The organism is Salegentibacter salegens (genome assembly GCF_900142975.1).
Lineage (GTDB): Bacteria > Bacteroidota > Bacteroidia > Flavobacteriales > Flavobacteriaceae > Salegentibacter > Salegentibacter salegens.
The window spans coordinates 1,902,768-1,926,056 of record NZ_LT670848.1 but is presented as its reverse complement, the minus strand read 5'-3'; the positions used below and the strand labels follow the sequence as shown (position 1 = coordinate 1,926,056).

Sequence of the window (23,289 nt, the reverse complement as noted above, 5' to 3'; positions counted from 1 at the left end):
GGAGGAATGCATATCTGGATTATATTAGGTCTTCCAGTACAATAATTATGAAAATAGTGACTACGCGGACCAGAACCTGTGGAGCGCCGAATCCAATCAGGGGTTGTCGTGGGCCCCATAGAACGGTATATGTAATCTCTTTTACGGCGATTTGGCAGATGTAAAATTAGAAAAATAAAATATTTCTAAAAATCGACTTTCGTTACCGGCACGGTAGGCGGATTCGGGGGCAAGCATTCGAGTAAAAATTTATAGAATCAAGAACCTCGGGGCAAGCCCATGAGGTATGAACTGGAAAATACTTTTAAAAATTCGAGGCAAGCTCGCCTGAATGAAATTCATTTCGGGCAGGCCTCGGGGAATTAAACCCTCAATGAGGGATTAAAAAGATAGGATCATGACTAAACCAGAGCAAATAAAAAATCGTTACAATCGTGTAGCCAGATACTACGATTGGATGGAAAGGCCTATGGAAACTGCCAAATTTTCTAAATGGCGACGGGAACTTACCAGCCAGGTAACCGGCAATACGCTTGAAATTGGCGTTGGCACCGGAAAAAACATTCCCTACTATCCCGAAGAGGTAAAACTTACCGCTATTGACTTTAGCAAAAATATGCTCAAAAAGGCGAAATCCAAATATCAGAATGTTAAACGTAATATCATTTTTATAGAAATGGATGCCCAAAATATGATTTTTGATGACAACACTTTTGATACAGTGGTAACCAGCTGCGTTTTTTGTTCGGTGCCCGATCCGGTAAAAGGATTGCAGGAAATCAGGAGCGTTTTAAAACCTGGTGGCCAACTTCTGATGCTGGAGCATGTGCGAAGCAAACAAAAAGTCCTTGGTCGGTTAATGGACTGGTTTAATTTTTTACCCCTCAATATCTGGGGTGCCAACATTAACCGTCAAACTGTAGATAACCTTAAAAAAGCCGGGTTCACAAAGATTGAGGTTATTAACTTATGGAGGGATATTGTGAAACTTATCAAGGTGAGGAATATAAAGTAGATATACTATGGCCCATTTAAACCGGGCAGACAACTTTTAAAAATAAAATTACGCTAAAAAATCTCAAACTAATAACCAAAGAAGTATAAATGAGAACCATGAAGTTACTAACACACAGAACACTCCTATTGGGAATAATTGCCAGTATTCTAGTGGGAACATCATCCTGTTCCACGAACAGGATGTATACCAATTTCGCTACCAATCCCTATACAGATCCTGTTTGCGGGGTACCGCTAGAACCTGTTGTTGCCATAATGCAGGAATATAAAGGCACTACCTATTATTTTGATTCAGAAGAATGTCTCAGCGTTTTCAACAAAAACCCGAAAAATTTCACCAAAATCCGAAATAGACCTAATGGCAACCATATGGGATTTTCACAAATAGGATGGTGGGCTCCGGTAATGGTGGCAACAATGGCTGGTGTAATGCTCGTAGGATTAAACCATTAAGATAATTTATAAATCAAAATTCCAAATTATGATCAACAGATATATAAGGGATATGGCAGGAACATTTATATTGATAAGCGTGTTGGAAAATTCTCCAATACCTGACTTTCATCATATTTAATAGTCTCGTTTTATGATAATTTTAAATTTTAAAGTAGAGAATAACATATTTAACTAAAAGTGTGAATGATGTAACTTCCTAAGAATTTATGTAACCCCTACATGCATTTGGATTATTGATCTTTAATATGGTTATAAATGTTCCCAATTGCAAAGAAAATGCAGCGATTGTTAAAATTGGACAAAGAACAACGTAGTGGAATGAACGAAGTGATGAAGAATGTAGTTAGCTACCATTACTTTGAAGTAGTTATTGATAAGGATGGGATAATTGGTTAATATTTAAACCAAGAAGACCCCATATACATTTTGCTGACCATAGAAAAGATGAAGGATCCACCTGTAATTACTTCTAGAATTATTCCTGTAATTTGATCACGGTCAGGAATAACAATAAAAAATGGACAGTCTTGTTACCTTGCATTGATGCTCATAGAATTTAAAACTATCAGAATAACAACTTAAAAACCAATAAAATGAAAACAAAAAGAATCTTAATCAGTATCACATTTACAGGCCTGCTCTATGCATTGCTTGTAAGTTTCGCATACGGACCAAAAAATGATTATGAAGCTATACAACAAAAGAAATGGGTAGCTCCAGCAAGTGCTGATAAAATCGTGAACCCTCTTAAGAGTGATGCCAATGCAGCTGCTTCGGGAAAGAAGATTTATAAGATGTTGTGCTTGGTATGTCACGGCCCAAAAGGTAAAGGTGATGGAATGGCAGGTGCTGGACTAACACCTAAGCCAGCAGATTTGACTAGTGAAGCAGTTCAATCTCAAACTGATGGTGCCATTTTCTGGAAGATAGAACAAGGGCGTTCACCCATGCCATCTTATAAGACATCTATTCCAGAAAAAAAACGTTGGGAAATTATTAATTATATAAGAACACTTAAATAATGAAAAATCTTTTAACATTAATTGCTGTAATTATTTTTGGCAGTACCGTTTATAGTCAAACATACAATGACTTTGAGACGGATAGTTCTTCGACATCGGAACCATACAAGCCAAGTAAAACCCAGTTTATGATCAGGGGTTATGGTCACACTGGATTAAACTTTATGAGTGCTGAAGGTGAAAAGGAATCTTCATACGTTGGTTCTGCATTTGCTCCTATTTTTCTTTTTAAACATTCCGACCGACTTATGTTTGAAGCTGAACTTGAATTTGTACTTGAAAACAACGAGTTGGAAGTAGGTTTGGAATATGCAGATGTTATGTACGTTTTAAATAAGAATATGACGGTTCGTGCCGGTAAATTTCTTCTTCCTTTTGGAACATTTATGGAACGATTCCACCCAGCATGGATTAATAAACTTCGGCTAAGTTCTAATTAGCATATTGAATAGTTGTTGTTTGTACTCGTACCATGCGCTATTTGAAGCAAAGGCAATGGCTGTAACTGTTGCCATTTTACTGGTTGAGTTCTTGATTTTTTCAAGTACCAAGAACCAATTCAAGTAATTCTGTAAGTATTTTGTAGCTACCCCATTGAAAGAATCCATGAACTTTCTCAATCTCATATCCATATTGTTTACATTCTGGACATGGTACACCTTATCTACGGTTCGCTGTCCCTTTGAGGTGTTGAACTTTTTATGGGCAATTGTGTTGGCTTTTGCAAAAGCACCATAACTTCTATGGCTGTCGCTGCAGAGTACGTCAGCTTTATCAAGTTTCCCTTTAAGTATTCTATTCAGATCCTCTTTACTGATACGACCTCTTGTGGCCACTTTAAAGTCTTTGTTTCCAGATCTATCACAAGTTGCCACTACAGCTACTTTTTCATCACTTATGCCTGCTTTGCTTGCTTTTTCTCCTCGCATTTTCGGTTTTCTACCTAAATGACGTCCTCCTTTTTCTGAGTAGGCAAAGAACAGGTCATCGCTTTCGACTATGCCCTGAAACTCTTCTACCGAAACACTGGAAAATGACGTGAGCAATTTATGTCTCCAATCAAAGGACGTTTGAATTGATATCTCCGTCTCTTCTGCACTTTTCCTGATACTGTAGCCCGACAACAAACAGTATAAATACCGATTTAACTTCTCTTTCTTTTTTATATTATACCAAAACTTACCTGTGGTCTCACTGAAATTCTTCTTACAGCCATTGCAAACATAGCGTTGAACGCCTTTGAGCTTGCCATTGGCACGAACACGCTTTTCTGAGCAATGAGGACAGGTAACTGCTTTTGCCTCGTTGCTGTCCTTTACTTCACTTTCTTGCAAAGACAATGATAGCAACGAAGCCACTATCTCTTGTTGAACAGTCGCTGGACTATTAACGAAAAAATCCCTGAAATCTGAAGGTATCATATCTATATAGTTTTACACAAATATAAGACATATTCATCTTAGAACAAAGCTTAAACTTCCTACAAGGCCCTTAGGTTTTGGGCATGATGGCATTGCGCCTGCCTCAGGAATAGGTGTTGAACTTCGAGGTGCTTTTGATCTTGGCGGTCCTAAATTAAATTATTCAGTGTATTCAACCAATGGTCCTAGATTAAAGGATGGTGGGGACGAACCCGAAGAAGCAGGGATGCTTATGTTTCAAAATTTTGAAGACAATAATAATAGCAAAGCCTTTGGTGGCAGAATAGGGCTATTGCCATTTGCAGACTCTTCAACAGAAGTGGGATTTTCGGCTTATTCTACCAATGGTGTTGGTAATGCGGATTCAGAATACGAAGATATTGGAGCATTTTTATATGCCTTGGATTTTTCTTTTGTAAAACAAATATCAGCCCTAAAAGGCTTTATTGATGTTAAAGGACAATATAATAATTCCAATGTAGATGATGCAACTTTTATAGAAATGCATGAGGACGGTGACGAGGAAGAATACACCTTCGACAACAAAAGCAACTCTTTCTATGCCCAGTTAAGCTATCGCCCAACAATGGCTAGTAGTGATTTTCTAAAAAAAATGGAGTTGGTAGGGAGATTTTCAAATTTCAATGCTCCTGAAGGTGCAGAATGGGAAGAACAGGCAGATCAATATGCTTTTGGTTTAAATTATTGGTTAACATGGAGATCAGTTGTAAAAGTTGCGTACCAGACAACAGATAGTGTTGGTGGTCATGACGGGGGCGGCACAACTGATGGCTTCTTTGTACACTGGGCAATTGGATTCTAACTAACATATAAATACAGAAATCATGAAAACAATACATAAAATAGTTTTAGTCAGCTTAATGTTATTTGTAGCAGGTGGAATAATAGTAAGCTGTTCTTCTACAAAGGATAAATATACGAGTGTTACTAATGTTGAAGAGGAATTCAAAATAGAGAAATCTGGCGCACAATTATGGGGAGAAGCTTGTAATAGATGCCATTTAGCACCCTCACCTGCAGATTACAATGACACTGACTGGGAAACAATCAGCCTTCATATGCGGGTACGGGCAAATCTAACAGAAAAGGAAATTACAAAAATTGAAGCCTTTTTAAAATCAGCAAATTAATAACTAAAAGCACATTCCCTTAACTCGTGATTCTAAAGGTTATAGGGAATGTGATTATTAATTGTAAAAGAACGTTTACTCAATAAAAAGAATATAAAAAATCAGTTTAAATGAATGTTTAATAATCTAAAAATGAAAAATATGAAAACTACAGTAAAAATTTTGATGACAGTTGGATTAGTTGGAACAATTCTTAGTTGCAAATCATCCTTCAATGCTACCGAAACATTGCAGGTTGAAGAAAATAGAAATGCCATCTATCAAGAAATTATTGCAAACCCTGTCCAGTTGACCAATTTCATCAGCGAGGCACAAAATAGTGAAGATGCCAAAAAGATATTGATGAAGGCCCATATGGAACAGATGGAATCTGGAAATATGAAAATGATGATGGAGAAAAACCCGGAAATGAAAGATAAAATGCAATCCCATATGCAGAAGATGATGGAAAAAAATCCCGAAATGATGCAAAAGATGCAATCCAAAATGCTCGATAAAACGATGGAGAGTGAAAAGGGACGTAAAATGTTGATGGATAATATCCATAATAATGAAATGATGAAAAGAGAGATGAAAGCAAAGATGATGCAAATGATGGATGAAAACCCTGAAATGATGGAAGAAATGATGCAGAAAATGATGGAAAAAAATCCTGATATGATGAAGAAGATGAAAGGGAAAATGAAAAATGAAGGATAATAAATTCCTGTCCTAAGATTGGGGTAACTACAAATGAAAACATTTAGTTAACTATTAAAACTATACAATTATGATGATGTGGTGGTGGTGGATACTGATACCTGTCGTTCTTGTATTGGTCATATTTCCGTACAATAGAAGAAATAGGCGAAATACAGCGAAGAGGGGAAATTCGATGGATGTTCTGGACAACCGATTCGCCAAGGGCGAAATGTCCAAAGAAGAATATGAAGAACAAAAACGAACGTTGAACACTAAAAATTAAACCGATGAAATATTATTTCAATAAAACTCTTTACGAAGATTTTGAAAAAGTAATCGATAAGGTAACGGATGAGTTAAAAAAGGAAGGTTTCGGCATATTGACCGATATAGATATCAAAGAAACATTGAAAGAGAAACTTGATGTAGACTTCAAAAAATATCGAATTCTAGGTGCCTGTAATCCGTCCTATGCCCATAAGGCATTGGAAGCCGAAGATAAGATAGGCACCATGTTGCCCTGCAATGTAATTGTACAGGAAATTGAAGAAGGAGTTATTGAGGTAGCCGCTGTAAACCCAATGGCATCCATGCAAGCGGTCGATAATGAAATACTGGCAGAAATAGCAAGTGACATTACCACTAAATTGGAAAATGTAATCGAGAAACTTTAAAAGCGACATGATGGAAAATGACAAGGGAAAAAACAAACAGGTTTCACAACAAAATTATTCAGAAAGTCAAAATACCACTTACTGTATCCCTAGGAGGTTTGGCAGTATAACCTTTGAAGAGACAGTACAAAATGTAAAAAATAACATCGCAAAACTAGGTCTTGACCTTGTTGGTGAATTTGACGTTAAACAGTATCTAGACTCTAGCTTTGAAAAGATGCCACGGCATCTCATTCTAATGGTATGTGAAAAAGAAACCGCATCAAAATTAATCTCTAGCGACATTCAAATGAGCATTCTTTTTCCGTGCCATGTAACCATTAAAGAAGTGGAAGATAATTCTATTATAGAAGTCTCCATAGAAAATACCGATACTACTTGGTCGTCCTCCATGAAAAAAGACGTAATGGATGTGGCAAAAAACACGAAGAACACCTTGATAAAGGTGCTTGACAATATCGAACAACTTCACGTAAAATTATAATTAAAATGAAACAAAGAGAAAATAGCAACTGGAGTATTAGCAATCGCATTATTGATCATAATCACAATATCATGTAAAGATACCAAATAAGGGCACAACAACAAAGGCGACACTATTCTAAGCAGATGGTCAACAATAGCCATATAGTCTCTGCAATGGAAGAAGACCATGACAAAATCGAGAGGGTGTAATCTCAAGTCTGTCTAGACTTTGAAAATTAAATTAAAATTTTTAGACTAGATTATGACACAAGAAGAGATTAAGGAATTAAAGGAAAAAGCATTAAAACAATTTTTATCAGGAGAATCCCTAACCGGCAAAAACGGCGCTTTTGCTCCAATGCTTAGGGAGTTTATGGAAGAGGCCCTGGAAGCAGAAATGTCTTCGCACCTTTCCGATGAAGAAAAAGGCTCAAAAGCAGGTAATAAGCGTAATGGCAAAGGCAAAAAGACCCTAAAGAGCAGCCAAGGGGACGTCACCATTAACACGCCCCAGGATCGTAACAGTACCTTTGAGCCGGAGATCGTAGCGAAACGCCAGCGTATCCTGGCCGATAATTTAGAAAAGCAGATTATAGGCATGTACGGGATGGGCAATAGCCTGCGGGATATCTCAGCTCATATAGAGGAAATGTATGATTCCAAGATATCCACACACGTTCTAAGTGATATTACGGACCGGGTGATTCCCAAGGTTAAGGAATGGCAGGATCGCCCCTTGGAGCCGGTATATTGCATCCTATGGCTCGACGCGATGCACTTCAAGGTACGCGAAGAAGGCAAAGTAAAGCACAAGGCCTTGTATAATATTTTAGGAATAAATAAAGCTGGAAGAAAGGAAGTGCTGGGTATGTATATCTCGGAAAGTGAAGGGGCCAATTTTTGGCTTCAGGTGCTGACCCAATTAAACAACCGTGGCTTAAAAGATATTCTGATTGCCTGTACGGATAATCTTACGGGCTTTAGTGAAGCCATTCATTCTGTTTATCCCAAGACTGATATTCAGCTATGTATTGTCCACCAGATCCGCAATAGTATGAAGTATGTGGCCAGTAAGGATCAAAAAGATTTTATGAAAGACCTTAAACTGGTGTACAAGGCTGACACCAAAGACCAGGCTGAATCGGCTTTACTGGATCTGGAAGAAAAATGGGGCAAAAGATATCCCATAGTGATCCGTTCCTGGAATGATAACTGGGACCGATTGAGTGCTTATTTTGAATATACCGCACCCATTAGAAAACTCATATACACCACAAATGCCGTAGAGGCTTTTCACCGGCAGGTAAGAAAAGTAACCAAGACCAAAGGCGCTTTTACCAATGATATGGCACTATTGAAGCTGGTTTACCTAGCTACCAGAAGAATTGAAAAGAAATGGAACGCCCCACTGCAGAACTGGGGTTTGGTAGTTCAACAATTAGCTATTAAATTTGAAGGTCGGCTAGAGTTGGACTTAGCCACCAATGAAACGAAAAACTAAAATTTTCTTCTCCCGGGGGTACCCCCGGGAGAAGAAGCAGACAGAGTTGAGCTAACACTCCCGAACAGAATAAATTGACCTTTCCTCAAGGTTTGACAAACGGAGAGGATAGTATTTTTATTTCCTTAGTTCAATTATATGTTCATCATATTAATTTTACGAATGAAACACTTTATTTGGTAAATGAGCGGGAAGGAAGTGCGTCTAGAAGTTGGACATTTGACCGGGTATATAAAATGAAGAATAATATTCGGTTTATAAATAATTATATTGAAAAACATCCAAATTTAAATAGAAAACAAAAAAGTATTTTAGATTATAGTATTTATGGAATTGTATCTGCAATTTTTAATCATTTATATTACTGTTTTTCTATTAAAAATTATTTAAAAATATTAAGGGTTGTTCGTAAACAGTTGAACCGGAAGTTAGATACCGGAAATATTACAATTAGTAAGAAAAAAGTTAGGTTGTTGAATCTTTCCTTGAATTGGTTTTCTTTTACGGTGCTAATTAACCAAAGATTTAAACAATTATCTCGATAATGGTTTTACAAAGCATTGTTCTTTATAGCACTTTAATCCTGGTAATGACTTCCTTTGCTAAATTATATTCTTTAAAGCAAAGTTACCGGGAAGTTGACGGCAGTTTAGTTAGTACTTCAAAATCTGGTATTTTCTATTTAATTTTTATCATGCTTTCCTTTGCCCTGATGATGGGCTTAAGATATGATGTGGGAACAGACTACTTAGCATATCAGGATGGTTATATTTTTAATTATGATGTTGGTAAAGGAGAAATTCTTTTTAATTGGGTTAGGGAATTGTTTAATAGTTTTGAGTTTCATTATTCTGCTTACTTCTCCTTTTTAGCTTTTTTAAATATTTCTTTCTTTCTGTATGCTTTTAAAAGAGATGCCTTTATTCTTCCATTACTACTTTTCTTCCTGCTTACAAATGGGGATTGGCTAGTTTGGATGAATATAATTCGTCAAGCAGTAGCGATGTGCATTTGGATTTATGCCCTCACTTTTATTGAAAAGAAAAAGTTTTGGCGGTATTTAATCTGGTGTTTAGTGGCGATAGGTTTCCATACCAGTGCAATTATCTTAATTCCACTTTATTGGATTCTTAAAGATGGAAAGGATTATTTCACTAATATCAAACTGCAATTAATCCTTTTTGCTGGAGCATTTCTTTTTCAATACTCATTCGGTTCTTTTTTAGAACAAATTGGGCCTTTAATTCAGTTTTATCAATCAGAACTATTCGGTGGTACTTATAACTATTCCATAGAAAGATTTAAAGAAGAAGCTGCGGCTACAGTAGAAGGTTCCGGTATGGCTTATCTCTTTAGAGTAGTCTTATGTATTATAATTATTTTATATAGCAAGAGGTTAAAAGAATACTATAATAGTAAATGGTTTACTATTATTTATTTTCTGTTTTTCATTGGTATTTTAACCCAAAACATTTTCCCGGTGGGTTCTATTGTTTTGACGAGGCCATTCCGTTATCTCTTTATTTTTAAAGGAATAATGTTTGCGTACTTTATCTATTACTTGATTAAAAATGAATCCCCACATAATAGACTTGTTGGCGTTGGACTGATTCTTATTTTTATCTCTATTTTTTATCTGAACATTATTACCGCTAATTCACATTCTCATTTATGGTATCAGTTTTACTTTCAGCAATGAGAAGTTTTTTCTAGGAAATTATAATCAATATTTATTATTCACGAAAGAAAATCATCTCTAAAAATGCTAGTTTGCAGGGTATATTTTAAGTAGGGATTACTCATTCTAGACAAAATAGTACGATGATAATAGGAGAACCAAATATAATTAAGAGCTGGAGTTTTGGTTATATGTAATTATTTCCTATTCCGCATATTCAATAAGGTTTAGTTTTAGAAAAGTCTCTGATTTTCTTGTAAAAAAAAGTAAACGTTATACAACAAGGGATTAAAATATTTTAGATTCAGCTTATTTTATTTATATATAAGATTTAACATGGCAGACATATTACATATTATCAAGACCAATTATTATAAAAATGACAGTAGACTTACAAAATGGGTAGATTCCCTAAGTATGGAGAATTTGAAATCTGAAGTTTTTATTTTACAAGATAATAATAAACAAAAGAAGTGGAAAGAAGGAGATAACAAAATTATAGCAACAAGGTTACATTCTCGAAAATATTTTAAACAGAGAAAAGGATATCTTTTTAAAGTTCCGGAGTTGGCCTTGAGAACAATAAAACAAATCAATTCATCTAATGCATCTCTTATTGTTTTCCACGATATGCAACAAATTTTAACCTTGTTCTATTTTTGTCTAGTTAATAGACAGAAAACCAAAAGGAAGAAAATTGTATGGGATCTTCATGAATTACCCCATGAGGTTTTGACTAAAAATTATTTTTCTCGTAAAATTATTCGCTTTATTTTAAGTACAGTTGATTTATTGATTTATACTAATATTGAGCGAAGGGAATATATTCTTCAGAAATTTAGACATTCTGAAAAGAGATTTCTAGTTCTCAATAATTATACAGACCAATCATATAGTAAAACTTCTCGAGCTGCAGTACCAACTAAACTCGAAAACTGGCTTGATAATAGGAGGTATATATTATGGTTGGGAAATGCGGGTATTAATAGAAATTTTCTGTTTGCGCTGAAATCCCTCAAGGAATACAGTGACAAGTTTAAACTTGTTGTTTTAGGTAACATTGAACCTGAAATAAGGGATTATATTATTAAAAATAATTTACAGGAATTCATTTTTTCCACATTCGTTCCACAAGATGAAATGATTAATTATATAGATAATGCTTTTTTTTCAATAGTATTATACAAAAATTCCTCACCAAACAACTTCTATTGCGAACCAAACCGCCTCTATCAGCTTACAGCAAGGGAGGTTCCAATTATATGCGGCAATAACCCTCCTATGAAATCTTTTGTTCAGGAATTTAAAGCTGGAATTGTTTTACCAGATGATGGTTCTAATATTGATAATTTAAGGGTCGCATTGAAAAAGATGATTAAATACCAAAATCAATTTGTTGGTAATTTGGAAAAAGCAGATATCACAGATTCACATTCGTGGGAAAGTCAATTTTCTAAAGTTATAAAGACACTAAAAGAATTATAATTAAAAAAAATGAAAATAACCATCATTGCAGGCGCACGACCAAATTTTGTAAAAATAGCACCCATCATCCACGCTATTGAAAATTCAAGAAGTAAAGGAAAAGATATCAAATATCGTCTGGTTCACACTGGACAGCATTATGATAAGAAAATGTCGGGGAATTTTTTTGAACAACTGGAAATTCCAGAACCCCATATTAATCTCGCTTCAGGAAGTGGTACTCAGGCCGAACAAACCGCAGCTATTATGATAAGGTTTGAAAAAGAATTACAAGAAAATCCTGCAGATATAGTTTTAGTCGTAGGAGATGTGACTTCCACAATGGCGTGTGCCATTACTGCACAAAAACTACAAACTAAAGTTGCACATGTCGAAGCTGGTATTCGGTCTGGAGACTGGAGTATGCCTGAGGAAATTAATCGTTTGGCCACCGACGCCGTAACAAATTATTTCTTTACAACTTCAGATATTGCCAATAAAAATTTGAGGGATTCTGGAGTAGACGAAAAATCTATCTTTTTTGTAGGTAATACCATGATTGATACTCTCCTAAAACAAAGGTCACGTTTTCAAAAGCCCGAGGTTTGGGATGAGCTGAAATTAAAAGAAAAAGAATATCTTGTGATGACCTTACATCGACCCGCCAATGTAGATGAAGAAGATAAACTGAAAGGTTTAATGGAAGAACTGATTCTAAATAGCAACGATCTTCCCATGATCTTCCCGGTTCATCCTAGGACCGCTAAAATGCTACAGAAGTTAGGTATTTCCCACCCAAGATTACACCTGATAGAGCCTTTGAGTTATTTAGAATTTAATTATTTAGTAGAAAAAGCCAAAGCGGTCGTAACCGACTCGGGAGGTATTACAGAAGAGACTACAGTCATGGGTGTCCCATGTATGACCTTACGGGCAAATACTGAACGCCCCGAAACCATGAGCCTAGGAACCAATGAATTGTTAGGAACTGATCCTCAAACCATAAAACCAGCCATGAAGAAATTATTCTCGGGAAATTGGAAAAAAGGCCAAAAAATCCCTTTGTGGGATGGAAAAACTGCGGAAAGAATTGTAAAGGTATTATTGAATCTCATATAATCTCACTGTAGAAGTATTACTAAAATATACTAACCCAATAGGTTTTCAAAATCATTTTGAAATACTAGCCTAATAGAGTTATCTAGGAGGGTGTAATCTCAAGTCTGTCTAGACTTTGAAAATTAAATTAAAATTTTTAGACTAGATTATGACACAAGAAGAGATTAAGGAATTAAAGGAAAAAGCATTAAAACAATTTTTATCAGGAGAATCCCTAACCGGCAAAAACGGCGCTTTTGCTCCAATGCTTAGGGAGTTTATGGAAGAGGCCCTGGAAGCAGAAATGTCTTCGCACCTTTCCGATGAAGAAAAAGGCTCAAAAGCAGGTAATAAGCGTAATGGCAAAGGCAAAAAGACCCTAAAGAGCAGCCAAGGGGACGTCACCATTAACACGCCCCAGGATCGTAACAGTACCTTTGAGCCGGAGATCGTAGCGAAACGCCAGCGTATCCTGGCCGATAATTTAGAAAAGCAGATTATAGGCATGTACGGGATGGGCAATAGCCTGCGGGATATCTCAGCTCATATAGAGGAAATGTATGATTCCAAGATATCCACACACGTTCTAAGTGATATTACGGACCGGGTGATTCCCAAGGTTAAGGAATGGCAGGATCGCCCCTTGGAGCCGGTATATTGCATCCTATGGCTCGACGCGATGCACTTCAAGGTACGCGAAGAAGGCAAAGTAAAGCACAAGGCCTTGTATAATATTTTAGGAATAAATAAAGCTGGAAGAAAGGAAGTGCTGGGTATGTATATCTCGGAAAGTGAAGGGGCCAATTTTTGGCTTCAGGTGCTGACCCAATTAAACAACCGTGGCTTAAAAGATATTCTGATTGCCTGTACGGATAATCTTACGGGCTTTAGTGAAGCCATTCATTCTGTTTATCCCAAGACTGATATTCAGCTATGTATTGTCCACCAGATCCGCAATAGTATGAAGTATGTGGCCAGTAAGGATCAAAAAGATTTTATGAAAGACCTTAAACTGGTGTACAAGGCTGACACCAAAGACCAGGCTGAATCGGCTTTACTGGATCTGGAAGAAAAATGGGGCAAAAGATATCCCATAGTGATCCGTTCCTGGAATGATAACTGGGACCGATTGAGTGCTTATTTTGAATATACCGCACCCATTAGAAAACTCATATACACCACAAATGCCGTAGAGGCTTTTCACCGGCAGGTAAGAAAAGTAACCAAGACCAAAGGCGCTTTTACCAATGATATGGCACTATTGAAGCTGGTTTACCTAGCTACCAGAAGAATTGAAAAGAAATGGAACGCCCCACTGCAGAACTGGGGTTTGGTAGTTCAACAATTAGCTATTAAATTTGAAGGTCGGCTAGAGTTGGACTTAGCCACCAATGAAACGAAAAACTAAAATTTTCTTCTCCCGGGGGTACCCCCGGGAGAAGAAGCAGACAGAGTTGAGCTAACACTCCCTTATCTAGTTACAGTCACATAACTCGTCGTTACTTAAAATTAATATTATGACATTAAATATTTTTGAATAATGCAGAAAGAATATTTTTATCATCATACAGCAGTTATTGATGAAGGCGCGAAAATAGGTGAAAAAGTCAAAATTTGGCATTTTACCCATATTATGCCAAACTGTGAAATAGGAGATGGATGTAATATCGGGCAAAATGTGGTTATTTCTCCTGAGGTAGTTCTGGGACATAACGTGAAGGTTCAAAACAACGTCTCTATCTATACAGGGGTAATCTGTGAAGACGATGTGTTTTTGGGGCCATCGATGGTTTTTACTAATGTAATTAATCCCAGGAGCGCCGTAAATCGAAAATCCCAATATATTAAAACGATAGTAAGGAAAGGTGCCTCAATAGGTGCAAATGCTACGATTATTTGTGGAAATGAAATCGGAAAATATTCTATGATTGGGGCAGGTGCGGTCATTACCAAACCGGTTTTAGATTATGCTTTAATGGTAGGAAACCCTGCAAAACAAATTGGCTGGGTAAGTGAATATGGTCATAAACTTCAATTTGATGAGAAGCGAAATGCCAGATGTCCAGAAACAAAAGAAGTTTATCAGTTTAAAACACAACCATCCGAAAGTTGAAAAATAAAATAGCCTGAGAATCCCTTATTTTTGTTTTGGACAAAAAAAATAATTTTTATGGGACTCTTCAGGCGCACTAAAAATACAAACAAACCTCTTCTTCGACAAATAATTGACCTATGTCCTCGCTGGATGCTCACGCGTTGTGCCGATGAGCACAATGGCGACAAGGGGTGCAGCAGATATAAGACCTACGATCAATTCGTTGCCCAAACTTTCGGACAGCTGAATAAATGCTACACTCTTAGTGACATTTCCACTGGTATCGGGGTCAGCGAAACATTTATTTCGGATTTGGGTCTTGAGCAGAGCCCAGCGCGTTCTACCATGAGCGATGGCAACAAAAAGAGGAGTTATAAAGTCTTCGAGAGCTTATATTACCGGTTGTTAGGGCACTATGGCCGACTATTGTCGAAGCACGGACAGTCTCATATAATCAAGGAAATCAAAGACCGTGACATAAAATTGATCGACAGCACCACGATCAGTCTATGTCTGTCCATGTTCGATTGGGCAAAGTTTCGGACAGCTAAAGGAGGTATAAAAATACATACCTGCTGGGACGATGCCATGATGATCCCCGATATGGTCAATATAACAGAGGCAAAGCTCCATGACAGCAAAGGACTGGCCCAATCCGTTTTCCGAAAGGGAACGGTCATCGTGGAGGACAGGGCGTACTTCGATTTTCTGTTGATGCGCCAGAGGATCGCGGCAGAAAATGTTTTTGTCACTCGCATCAAGATCAATACGGTCTATCAAACCTTGGAAGAACTGGAGCTCCCCGAAGGTAGCGATCAGGATATCCTAAAAGACGAGATCATCGTTTTACCAAGCAAGAAGGCCGTGGAAACAGGCATTGCGGAACACCCTCTCCGGTTGGTGCACGTTTATAAGCAGGACGAGAACAAAGTGATAGAAATAATCACCAACAACTTGGATTGGAGCGCCAGGACCATCGCGGACCTTTATAAAAAACGATGGGATATTGAACTTTTTTTTAAGGCGATAAAACAGAACCTCCAAATAAAGACCTTCCTTGGAACCAGTGAGAACGCCGTAAAATCACAAATATACATCGCGCTCATAACCTATTTGCTGCTCCAGATAATTGTGAGGACAATAGCCAAAAAAGAACATGCATTTTCCAATTTCGTGGAAAAGATCAGGATCTGTCTATGTTTTTATCTTACCCTCGATTATGCCTGCAATACCGTAGGAGAAGGGGCGAAAAGAATAAGGGGTCAGACCAAACTCCACTATAGGGTAGATCCAGACTTATTTTCTCCCATTAGCCCTAATTGAAGCCTGAAAATAGGGGTGGCCGAAGGTTTTAGGTTTAAAGTCAAAAACTTTCGGATGAGTGTGAGTTTAAAAATAATAAAGTTATTAAAGTTAATGAGTAATATAACTAATAAAATCGATTTTGCTAATCTACCAATGGCTTATGAGGAGCATAAAGTGGAGATAGATAATGCTATTAAGGGAGTACTTCAAAATGCTAATTACATTATGGGAGAACCTGTTAAGGAATTTGAAGAAAAACTTCAAAGATTTACAGGGGCAAAATATGCTATTTCCTGTTCATCAGGAACAGATGCACTTTTACTTGCACTTATGGCAATGGATATTCAGCCAGGAGATGAAGTATTAACTACACCATTTACCTTTATTGCTACGGCAGAGACCATTGCTTTTCTAAAAGCTAAACCTGTTTTTGTAGATATAGAAGAAAGTACATATAATATAGATCCTTCCAAGATTGAGGAAAAAATTACTGCTAGAACTAAAGCAATTATTCCCGTTTCAATTTTTGGACAGGTTCCAGACATGGATTTTATAAATGAAATTGCAATCAGACATGATTTATTTGTGATAGAAGATGCCGCTCAAAGTTTTGGGGCTACTTATAAAGGGAAGAGGAGCTGTAACCTCAGCACCTTTGCCTGTACTAGTTTCTTTCCGGCTAAACCACTGGGCTGCTTTGGTGATGGGGGAGCGGTATTTACAAGTGAACCAGAATTTGCGACGAAAATGAAAAGTTTGCGTCTCCACGGCCAGATGGAACGCTATCATCATAAATATATTGGTATGGGTGGTAGGTTGGATACTTTACAGGCAGCCATTTTGAATGTAAAATTGGATAGCTATGAGCAGGATATTTCAAACAGACAAAGGGTTGCTCAAAAATATACATCATTCTTAAAAGAGGCAGTAATTATTCCGACTGTTAATCCTGAAAGTACATCTGTTTGGGCGCAATATTCTATAAGGGTAAAAAATCGCACAGAAACAGTTGAAAAATTAAAAAGAAACGGGATTCCAACTGCAATCCATTATCCAAAGGCTCTACACCAGCAGGAATGTTTTGAATACCTGGATTATAAAGAGGGCGATTTTCCGGTTACAGAAAAGGTAACTAGGGAGATTCTAAGCTTGCCTATGAACCCTTATTTGACAACGAAGGAAATAGAATTCATAACTAACCAACTTAAAACCGCTATACAATGAAAAATTTTGCACTTATAGGAGCTTCAGGATACATAGCTCCAAGACATCTCAAAGCTATTAAGGATACTAATAATCTATTGATCGCCGCATTAGATAGGTTTGATAGTGTGGGAATAATGGACAGTTTTTTTCCAGATGCTGATTTTTTTGTTGAAACAGAACGTTTTGATCGACATATTGAAAAATTAAAACACGAACAAAATATAACGCCAGACTATTTTAGTATTTGCACTCCCAATTATTTGCATGATTCACATATAAGGATGGCTCTAAGAAGAGGGGCAGATGCCATTTGTGAAAAACCACTGGTTTTAAATCCGTGGAATTTAGATGCCCTGCAAAACATGGAAGAGGAAACCGGTCAAAGAGTGTGGAATATCCTTCAATTAAGGTTGCATGAAAGTATTATTAATTTAAAGAAAAAAGTAGATGCTGCACCCAAGGATAAAATATTTGAGGTAGATCTTACTTATCTCACTTCAAGAGGTAATTGGTATTACACTTCTTGGAAAGGAGATAGGGATAAATCTGGTGGAATAGCAACGAATATTGGAGTTCATTTTTATGATATGCTATCCTGGGTTTTTGGTGACTTACAAAGAAATGATGTACATGTGCAGACTCACGATAGAGCAGCAGGTTACTTAGAATTTAAAAGAGCCCGAGTAAGATGGTTTTTATCTATTAATTATGATGTTCTTCCAGAAGAAATAAAAGTTAAAGGACAACGAACTTTTAGATCAATTACAATTGAAGGGGACGAACTAGAGTTCAGTGGAGGTTTTACAGATTTACATACTAAAGTATATCAGGGTATTTTAGATGGTCAGGGGTACGGATTAGAGGATGCGCGTAAATCAATTGAGATTGTTAATGATATACGAAATGCTGAACCTATTGGGTTAAAAGGAGAATATCATCCTTTTGCTAAGAAAGAGTTAGTAAGTCACCCTTTTATAAAAGGGAAATTTTAAAAAACCTAATTCAACAAACATTAGGTACTTTCAAGTTTAAAAATATATCTAATACCCTATAATAAATAAATTTTGGACAAAAAAAATAAAGAAATTTGGTTTATAGACCAATACATTGGTCATCCTAAGTACGGGAATGTCTACCGTAATTTTTATTTAGCTGAAGAATTGCAGAAGCGCAATATTAAAGTAAGGATTTTTTCTGGATCATATTCTCATTTGAGGTATAACAATCCTATAGTTTCAGGTATTTGTACAACTGAAATTCTTGATGGTGTCGAATTTAACTGGATCAAAATCAAAAATTATGGAGATGGAAGAAGTATCGGTAGAGTTCTTTCTTTTTTTGAATTTACATCAAAATTATTCTTTCTTCGAAAAGAAATAGGACCGGAGGTTATATTAACTCCTTCTGCTCCGATGGTTCCTTTTTGGCTTGTTTATTTTTTTAATAAGATTTACTGGAATAATAAATCTAAAATTATTTTTGAAATAAGAGATATTTGGCCACTTACTTTAATAACCTTAGGAAAGAAGAAAAAATATCATCCTTTTATAATATTTTTATCTTTCACAGAAAAAGTGGCGTATAAGAAAGTTGATTATATAGTTTCTACTCTGAAATTATCTTATAAGCACATAGCTACTATCACAAAGAAAAGACCTAGATTTAAATGGATTGATAATGGTATTAATATTCCAGATAAAACTGTTCAGGTACCTAAAGAAATTTTAAGTTTAATTCCAACCGATAAGTTCATTATTGGCTATACGGGTTCTCTAGGGTTAGCTAATGCAATGTCTTATTTAATAGAAGCCGCCAATTTAATAAAGCACAACACTAAAGTTCATTTTGTCTTAGTGGGAGATGGTTCGGATAAAAAAGCGTTAATGAGAAAAGCGAAGGGATTAAATAATATTACTTTTATAAACAAAGTCGAGAAAAATTTTATCCCGGGAATCCTGAGTCATTTCGATGCACTATATTTTTCTTATGCAAATGTTCCAGAATTATACAAATATGGGGTATCTGCTAATAAAACTTATGAATATATGATTTCGGGGAAACCAATAATACTTTCTACACCAAAATTAGAGTATAATATTATAGAGATTGCTCAATGTGGTATTGTAATTCCACCCGAAAATTCAAAATCGATTTATCGAGCAATTCATGCTTTATTCCTTTTGTCTCCGGAGGAACGAGCAGATATGGGCAAAAGAGGAAAGGAGTATATAAAAAGAAATAATACTTTCGATATCCTGGGAGATAAACTTTATAAAGTAATTAATGAAGTTTTATAACTTTAAAGCTATATTCCCTAGACATTTTCTAAAAGTCATGCTTTAAATTCTTTCTAAGCACCTACTACTCTTTATAGATAATTTCACTCTATCTTAATATTTCGGGATTAGTTATTCCCGCCAAAACCTTATGTCATGAACATTTTAGATCAAAACATTTTGTTAGACCTATTTCATCAGCATTATTTATTTTTTGCTGCTGGCGTGTTCTTACTGGCCTTTTGTCTTACCTGGTATTTTACTCCAAAGGTATTATGGGTAAGCAGGGAAAAGAATCTGATGAAAGAAGTAAATGCTCGTAGTTCCCATAAAACTGCAATTCCTCCTTTTGGTGGCGTAGCCTTTTTCCTGGTGCTGGTGCTAATAATAAGTTTGCTGCAGGCTTTACGCACCTCTCCTACAGGGAATCACCTTATAATAGGGCTTACCTTTTTATTTATGGCTGGCTTAAAAGATGATATGGTGATCTCTTCCGCCAGGTTAAAGTTTATTAGTCAGTTATTTGCCGCAGGTTTTATTATTTTTTCTCCCGAACTGCGACTCACAAGCCTGCATGGGTTTTTAGGAGTTTTTGAAATCCCTGCAATACTGGGGTATACTTTTAACGTTTTAATAGTAGTAGCATTAATAAATGCTTATAACCTTATTGATGGTATTGACGGCCTGGCGGGAATTGTAGGTGTTGTAATTTCCCTTACCTATGCCCTGGTCTTTTATACCACCGGGCATCCTTACTTTGTATTATTAAGTCTATGTACGGCAGGGATTCTTGGTGCTTTTCTAAGGTTTAATTTTTCCCGTGGAAAAAGAAAGATCTTTATGGGAGACGGGGGAAGCCTGGTAATGGGCTTTATGATTGCATTTTTAAGTTTAAAGATTTTAGTAATGCAACCATACCAGCCCCTTATGAAAGAAGGTTATGTGCCAGAAAACACGCTTCTCTTTGCATTAGCTGTTTTGTTTCTGCCCATTTTTGATACTTTAAGAGTAATTATTATTCGATTAAAAAACGGTAAAACCCCTTTTGAAGCCGATCGTAATCATATGCACCACGTGCTTTTGGATAATGGTTTAAGTCATAAAAAAGCCAGTTTTGTCCTTGGCGGATTAAACCTCGCGGTAATAATTTTATTTATCATGTTAAGTAGAGACCTTAAAAGTGAAGGAATGTGCCTGGCGATGTTAGGGGTTTTTATTATTGTAGCAATTGCCTTTGAAGCTTTAAAAAAGAAAGCAGTAAGAAGGAATTTGAGGAATAATGCGAATGGAGCCAATGAACGGGGAAAAGAAAATGTGGCTATGGCCGGAGAGTAGGTTACAGTTGACAGTGGTTAGTGGGCAGTAGGCAGGTTATCTTCTAGTTTACTGAAAACACCACGATAAAGCAATAATAATTTTTAGCTTTGTTCTAAGATGAATATGTCTTATATTTGTGTAAAACTATATAGATATGATACCTTCAGATTTCAGGGATTTTTTCGTTAATAGTCCAGCGACTGTTCAACAAGAGATAGTGGCTTCGTTGCTATCATTGTCTTTGCAAGAAAGTGAAGTAAAGGACAGCAACGAGGCAAAAGCAGTTACCTGTCCTCATTGCTCAGAAAAGCGTGTTCGTGCCAATGGCAAGCTCAAAGGCGTTCAACGCTATGTTTGCAATGGCTGTAAGAAGAATTTCAGTGAGACCACAGGTAAGTTTTGGTATAATATAAAAAAGAAAGAGAAGTTAAATCGGTATTTATACTGTTTGTTGTCGGGCTACAGTATCAGGAAAAGTGCAGAAGAGACGGAGATATCAATTCAAACGTCCTTTGATTGGAGACATAAATTGCTCACGTCATTTTCCAGTGTTTCGGTAGAAGAGTTTCAGGGCATAGTCGAAAGCGATGACCTGTTCTTTGCCTACTCAGAAAAAGGAGGACGTCATTTAGGTAGAAAACCGAAAATGCGAGGAGAAAAAGCAAGCAAAGCAGGCATAAGTGATGAAAAAGTAGCTGTAGTGGCAACTTGTGATAGATCTGGAAACAAAGACTTTAAAGTGGCCACAAGAGGTCGTATCAGTAAAGAGGATCTGAATAGAATACTTAAAGGGAAACTTGATAAAGCTGACGTACTCTGCAGCGACAGCCATAGAAGTTATGGTGCTTTTGCAAAAGCCAACACAATTGCCCATAAAAAGTTCAACACCTCAAAGGGACAGCGAACCGTAGATAAGGTGTACCATGTCCAGAATGTAAACAATATGGATATGAGATTGAGAAAGTTCATGGATTCTTTCAATGGGGTAGCTACAAAATACTTACAGAATTACTTGAATTGGTTCTTGGTACTTGAAAAAATCAAGAACTCAACCAGTAAAATGGCAACAGTTACAGCCATTGCCTTTGCTTCAAATAGCGCATGGTACGAGTACAAACAACAACTATTCAATATGCTAATTAGAACTTAGCCTAATTTTTCAAAAAAAACAGTTTTATAATAAACCTTAATTCGAGAAGTGGGTTTATTACGTCAACCTGAACTTGTTTCAGGTTCTATCATGTTAGATCTCCGAATAAATTTAGGAGCGGGCTCTGAAATAAATTCAGGATGACGATAAAATTAAGCGGGAGCCAAAAACACTAAACAACAAAACCAAACACGGATACCGTCTAAAGACTAGTAGTTTTCGATGTACCCTGATTACATCGAAACACTCGATCTAACAGATAAAGAGTGAAAAAATCTGCCAAACGACTAAAGTCTACCGACAATCTTAAGTAAAAATTAACATAAATTAATATATTCGCACAAATTTTTAATTAAATGAATACAGCATAGTGCTGGGCCCAAAAATTAAACGTCATCCTGAACTTGTTTCAGGATCTAATACGATAAGACTAGGATCTTAGAATCGCGAAGCAAATTCGGGATTGACGTTAAAAAGTATTTAATTCTAATATTAAGATTAATAAAAATAAATGAAATTACCCCATTTCTTTCGATTACCTGCCTTAGGGCTTTTTTGCATTTTTTTGGTTTCTTCCTGTGTTTCCCGCCAGGAAATTGTCTATTTCCAGGGTTTGGAAGAAGCAGAGGCTAAAATGGAAGAACAATCTAATAGGAGTTTACAAATTAAACCAAATGACCTGCTTACCATTAGTGTTGCTGCCGAACAGCAAGATGCGGCTATCCCATTTAACCTTCCAGTTATTGGCGTTCCAGCCGGTGGAGAACAAATTGGATTATCGGTAAATGGCAGGCAGCAACTCCAAACTTACCTGGTAGGAAAAGATGGTAATATAGATTTTCCTTTTTTGGGTAAAACTAAAGCCGAAGGTTATAGCCAGGAAGAATTTGCAGCTAATTTAAAGGAGCAAATTAAAAGATACGTTCAGGATCCCATTGTAAATGTGAGGGTGGTAAACTTCCAGGTAAGTGTATTGGGAGAGGTAACCCGCCCGGGAACTTTTGATGTAGAGGACGATTATTTTACTTTACCCCAGGCCCTGGGAATGGCCGGGGATATGACGATTTACGGTAAACGGGATAATGTACTGGTAATGCGGGAAGAAAATGGCAGAACTACTCATGCCTACCTCGACCTCGGTGATGCCGATGTTATTAATTCGCCGTACTATCATTTACAACAAAATGATGTTATTTACGTAGAGCCCAATGGTCCCCAAAGACAAAGTGCAAATTATAACCGGAATGCCGGGGTTTATATTTCTATCGCCTCCGTTTTAGTTTCAGTTGCCGTACTTTTAACCAGATAACCT

The 23,289-nt window shown here is 36.6% G+C and carries 26 protein-coding genes; 25 read left to right on the top strand and 1 reads right to left on the bottom strand.

The genetic code is table 11. The features are described 5' to 3' along the window. Positions 1 to 397 precede the first annotated feature (397 nt). The 5 genes from B5488_RS08630 (at position 398) to B5488_RS08615 (ending at position 2,935) form a co-directional block, all read left to right on the top strand. Positions 398 to 1,015 (top strand): class I SAM-dependent methyltransferase, encoded by a 618-nt coding sequence (locus B5488_RS08630; RefSeq protein WP_079734895.1) that lies wholly within the window; start codon positions 398 to 400, stop codon positions 1,013 to 1,015. Between the two features lie 98 nt (positions 1,016 to 1,113). Further along, positions 1,114 to 1,470, top strand: coding sequence for a YHS domain-containing protein (locus B5488_RS08625; RefSeq protein ID WP_170065317.1), 357 nt, complete (start codon positions 1,114 to 1,116; stop codon positions 1,468 to 1,470). Positions 1,471 to 1,728: 258 nt separating this feature from the next. Continuing rightward, positions 1,729 to 1,869, top strand: a complete 141-nt coding sequence (locus tag B5488_RS17865; protein ID WP_154045349.1) for a hypothetical protein — start codon at positions 1,729 to 1,731, stop codon at positions 1,867 to 1,869. A gap of 197 nt (positions 1,870 to 2,066) precedes the next feature. Then, a complete protein-coding gene (locus tag B5488_RS08620) occupies positions 2,067 to 2,495 on the top strand; it encodes a c-type cytochrome (protein WP_079734893.1) in 429 nt (142 codons plus the stop codon). A 128-nt stretch (positions 2,496 to 2,623) separates the two neighbouring features. Continuing rightward, the gene (locus B5488_RS08615) at positions 2,624 to 2,935 is read left to right on the top strand and encodes a hypothetical protein (protein ID WP_197686312.1); all 312 of its coding nucleotides are present in this window, start codon (positions 2,624 to 2,626) and stop codon (positions 2,933 to 2,935) included. Here the strand turns inward: B5488_RS08615 and B5488_RS08610 are convergent. Next, positions 2,921 to 3,916 (bottom strand): IS1595 family transposase, encoded by a 996-nt coding sequence (locus B5488_RS08610; protein WP_079733415.1) that lies wholly within the window; start codon positions 3,914 to 3,916, stop codon positions 2,921 to 2,923. The genes B5488_RS08615 and B5488_RS08610 overlap by 15 nt on opposite strands. A gap of 166 nt (positions 3,917 to 4,082) precedes the next feature. Between B5488_RS08610 and B5488_RS08605 the strand changes: the two genes are divergently transcribed. The 20 genes from B5488_RS08605 (at position 4,083) to B5488_RS08510 (ending at position 23,286) form a co-directional block, all read left to right on the top strand. Then, complete coding sequence (locus B5488_RS08605; RefSeq protein WP_197686310.1) at positions 4,083 to 4,739, top strand: hypothetical protein; 657 nt, start codon at positions 4,083 to 4,085, stop codon at positions 4,737 to 4,739. Between the two features lie 22 nt (positions 4,740 to 4,761). Beyond that, positions 4,762 to 5,067: a cytochrome c gene (locus tag B5488_RS08600; protein WP_079734891.1), complete on the top strand. Its 306-nt coding sequence runs from the start codon at positions 4,762 to 4,764 to the stop codon at positions 5,065 to 5,067. 141 nt (positions 5,068 to 5,208) lie between these two features. Continuing rightward, entirely contained in the window at positions 5,209 to 5,766 is a 558-nt protein-coding gene (locus B5488_RS08595) for a hypothetical protein (RefSeq protein ID WP_231919821.1), read from the top strand. A gap of 70 nt (positions 5,767 to 5,836) precedes the next feature. Further along, entirely contained in the window at positions 5,837 to 6,031 is a 195-nt protein-coding gene (locus B5488_RS18395; protein ID WP_407690214.1) for an SHOCT domain-containing protein, read from the top strand. A gap of 4 nt (positions 6,032 to 6,035) precedes the next feature. Then, complete coding sequence (locus B5488_RS08585; RefSeq protein ID WP_079734890.1) at positions 6,036 to 6,422, top strand: DUF302 domain-containing protein; 387 nt, start codon at positions 6,036 to 6,038, stop codon at positions 6,420 to 6,422. 10 nt (positions 6,423 to 6,432) lie between these two features. Next, complete coding sequence (locus B5488_RS08580; protein WP_231919820.1) at positions 6,433 to 6,906, top strand: DUF302 domain-containing protein; 474 nt, start codon at positions 6,433 to 6,435, stop codon at positions 6,904 to 6,906. A gap of 243 nt (positions 6,907 to 7,149) precedes the next feature. Continuing rightward, positions 7,150 to 8,388 (top strand): IS256 family transposase, encoded by a 1,239-nt coding sequence (locus tag B5488_RS08575; protein WP_079733433.1) that lies wholly within the window; start codon positions 7,150 to 7,152, stop codon positions 8,386 to 8,388. 92 nt (positions 8,389 to 8,480) lie between these two features. Continuing rightward, entirely contained in the window at positions 8,481 to 8,933 is a 453-nt protein-coding gene (locus B5488_RS08570) for a hypothetical protein (protein WP_106197183.1), read from the top strand. Next, a complete protein-coding gene (locus B5488_RS08565; protein WP_079734887.1) occupies positions 8,933 to 10,087 on the top strand; it encodes an EpsG family protein in 1,155 nt (384 codons plus the stop codon). Before B5488_RS08570 ends, B5488_RS08565 begins: the two co-directional genes overlap by 1 nt. A 315-nt stretch (positions 10,088 to 10,402) precedes the next feature. After that, on the top strand, positions 10,403 to 11,551 hold the full coding sequence (locus B5488_RS08560) for a glycosyltransferase family protein (RefSeq protein WP_079734886.1): 1,149 nt from the start codon (positions 10,403 to 10,405) through the stop codon (positions 11,549 to 11,551). A 9-nt stretch (positions 11,552 to 11,560) separates the two neighbouring features. Beyond that, entirely contained in the window at positions 11,561 to 12,649 is a 1,089-nt protein-coding gene (wecB, locus tag B5488_RS08555) for a non-hydrolyzing UDP-N-acetylglucosamine 2-epimerase (RefSeq protein WP_079734885.1), read from the top strand. Positions 12,650 to 12,797: 148 nt separating this feature from the next. After that, the gene (locus B5488_RS08550) at positions 12,798 to 14,036 is read left to right on the top strand and encodes an IS256 family transposase (protein WP_079733433.1); all 1,239 of its coding nucleotides are present in this window, start codon (positions 12,798 to 12,800) and stop codon (positions 14,034 to 14,036) included. Between the two features lie 132 nt (positions 14,037 to 14,168). Next, a complete protein-coding gene (locus tag B5488_RS08545; RefSeq protein WP_079734884.1) occupies positions 14,169 to 14,741 on the top strand; it encodes an acyltransferase in 573 nt (190 codons plus the stop codon). 57 nt (positions 14,742 to 14,798) lie between these two features. After that, a complete protein-coding gene (locus B5488_RS08540; RefSeq protein ID WP_079736478.1) occupies positions 14,799 to 16,046 on the top strand; it encodes an IS4 family transposase in 1,248 nt (415 codons plus the stop codon). A 54-nt stretch (positions 16,047 to 16,100) separates the two neighbouring features. Continuing rightward, the gene (locus B5488_RS08535) at positions 16,101 to 17,252 is read left to right on the top strand and encodes a DegT/DnrJ/EryC1/StrS family aminotransferase (RefSeq protein ID WP_282956676.1); all 1,152 of its coding nucleotides are present in this window, start codon (positions 16,101 to 16,103) and stop codon (positions 17,250 to 17,252) included. Continuing rightward, positions 17,249 to 18,226 carry a Gfo/Idh/MocA family protein gene (locus B5488_RS08530; RefSeq protein WP_079734883.1) on the top strand — a complete coding sequence of 326 codons (978 nt, stop codon included), beginning with the start codon at positions 17,249 to 17,251 and terminating at the stop codon, positions 18,224 to 18,226. The genes B5488_RS08535 and B5488_RS08530 overlap by 4 nt, the downstream gene beginning before the upstream one ends. 72 nt (positions 18,227 to 18,298) lie before the next feature. Further along, positions 18,299 to 19,531, top strand: coding sequence for a glycosyltransferase family 4 protein (locus B5488_RS08525; RefSeq protein ID WP_079734882.1), 1,233 nt, complete (start codon positions 18,299 to 18,301; stop codon positions 19,529 to 19,531). A 135-nt stretch (positions 19,532 to 19,666) separates the two neighbouring features. Further along, positions 19,667 to 20,845 (top strand): glycosyltransferase family 4 protein, encoded by a 1,179-nt coding sequence (locus B5488_RS08520; RefSeq protein WP_079734881.1) that lies wholly within the window; start codon positions 19,667 to 19,669, stop codon positions 20,843 to 20,845. A 136-nt stretch (positions 20,846 to 20,981) separates the two neighbouring features. Continuing rightward, positions 20,982 to 21,977, top strand: coding sequence for an IS1595 family transposase (locus B5488_RS08515; RefSeq protein WP_079733415.1), 996 nt, complete (start codon positions 20,982 to 20,984; stop codon positions 21,975 to 21,977). Between the two features lie 511 nt (positions 21,978 to 22,488). After that, positions 22,489 to 23,286 carry a polysaccharide biosynthesis/export family protein gene (locus tag B5488_RS08510; RefSeq protein ID WP_079734880.1) on the top strand — a complete coding sequence of 266 codons (798 nt, stop codon included), beginning with the start codon at positions 22,489 to 22,491 and terminating at the stop codon, positions 23,284 to 23,286. Positions 23,287 to 23,289 lie beyond the last annotated feature (3 nt).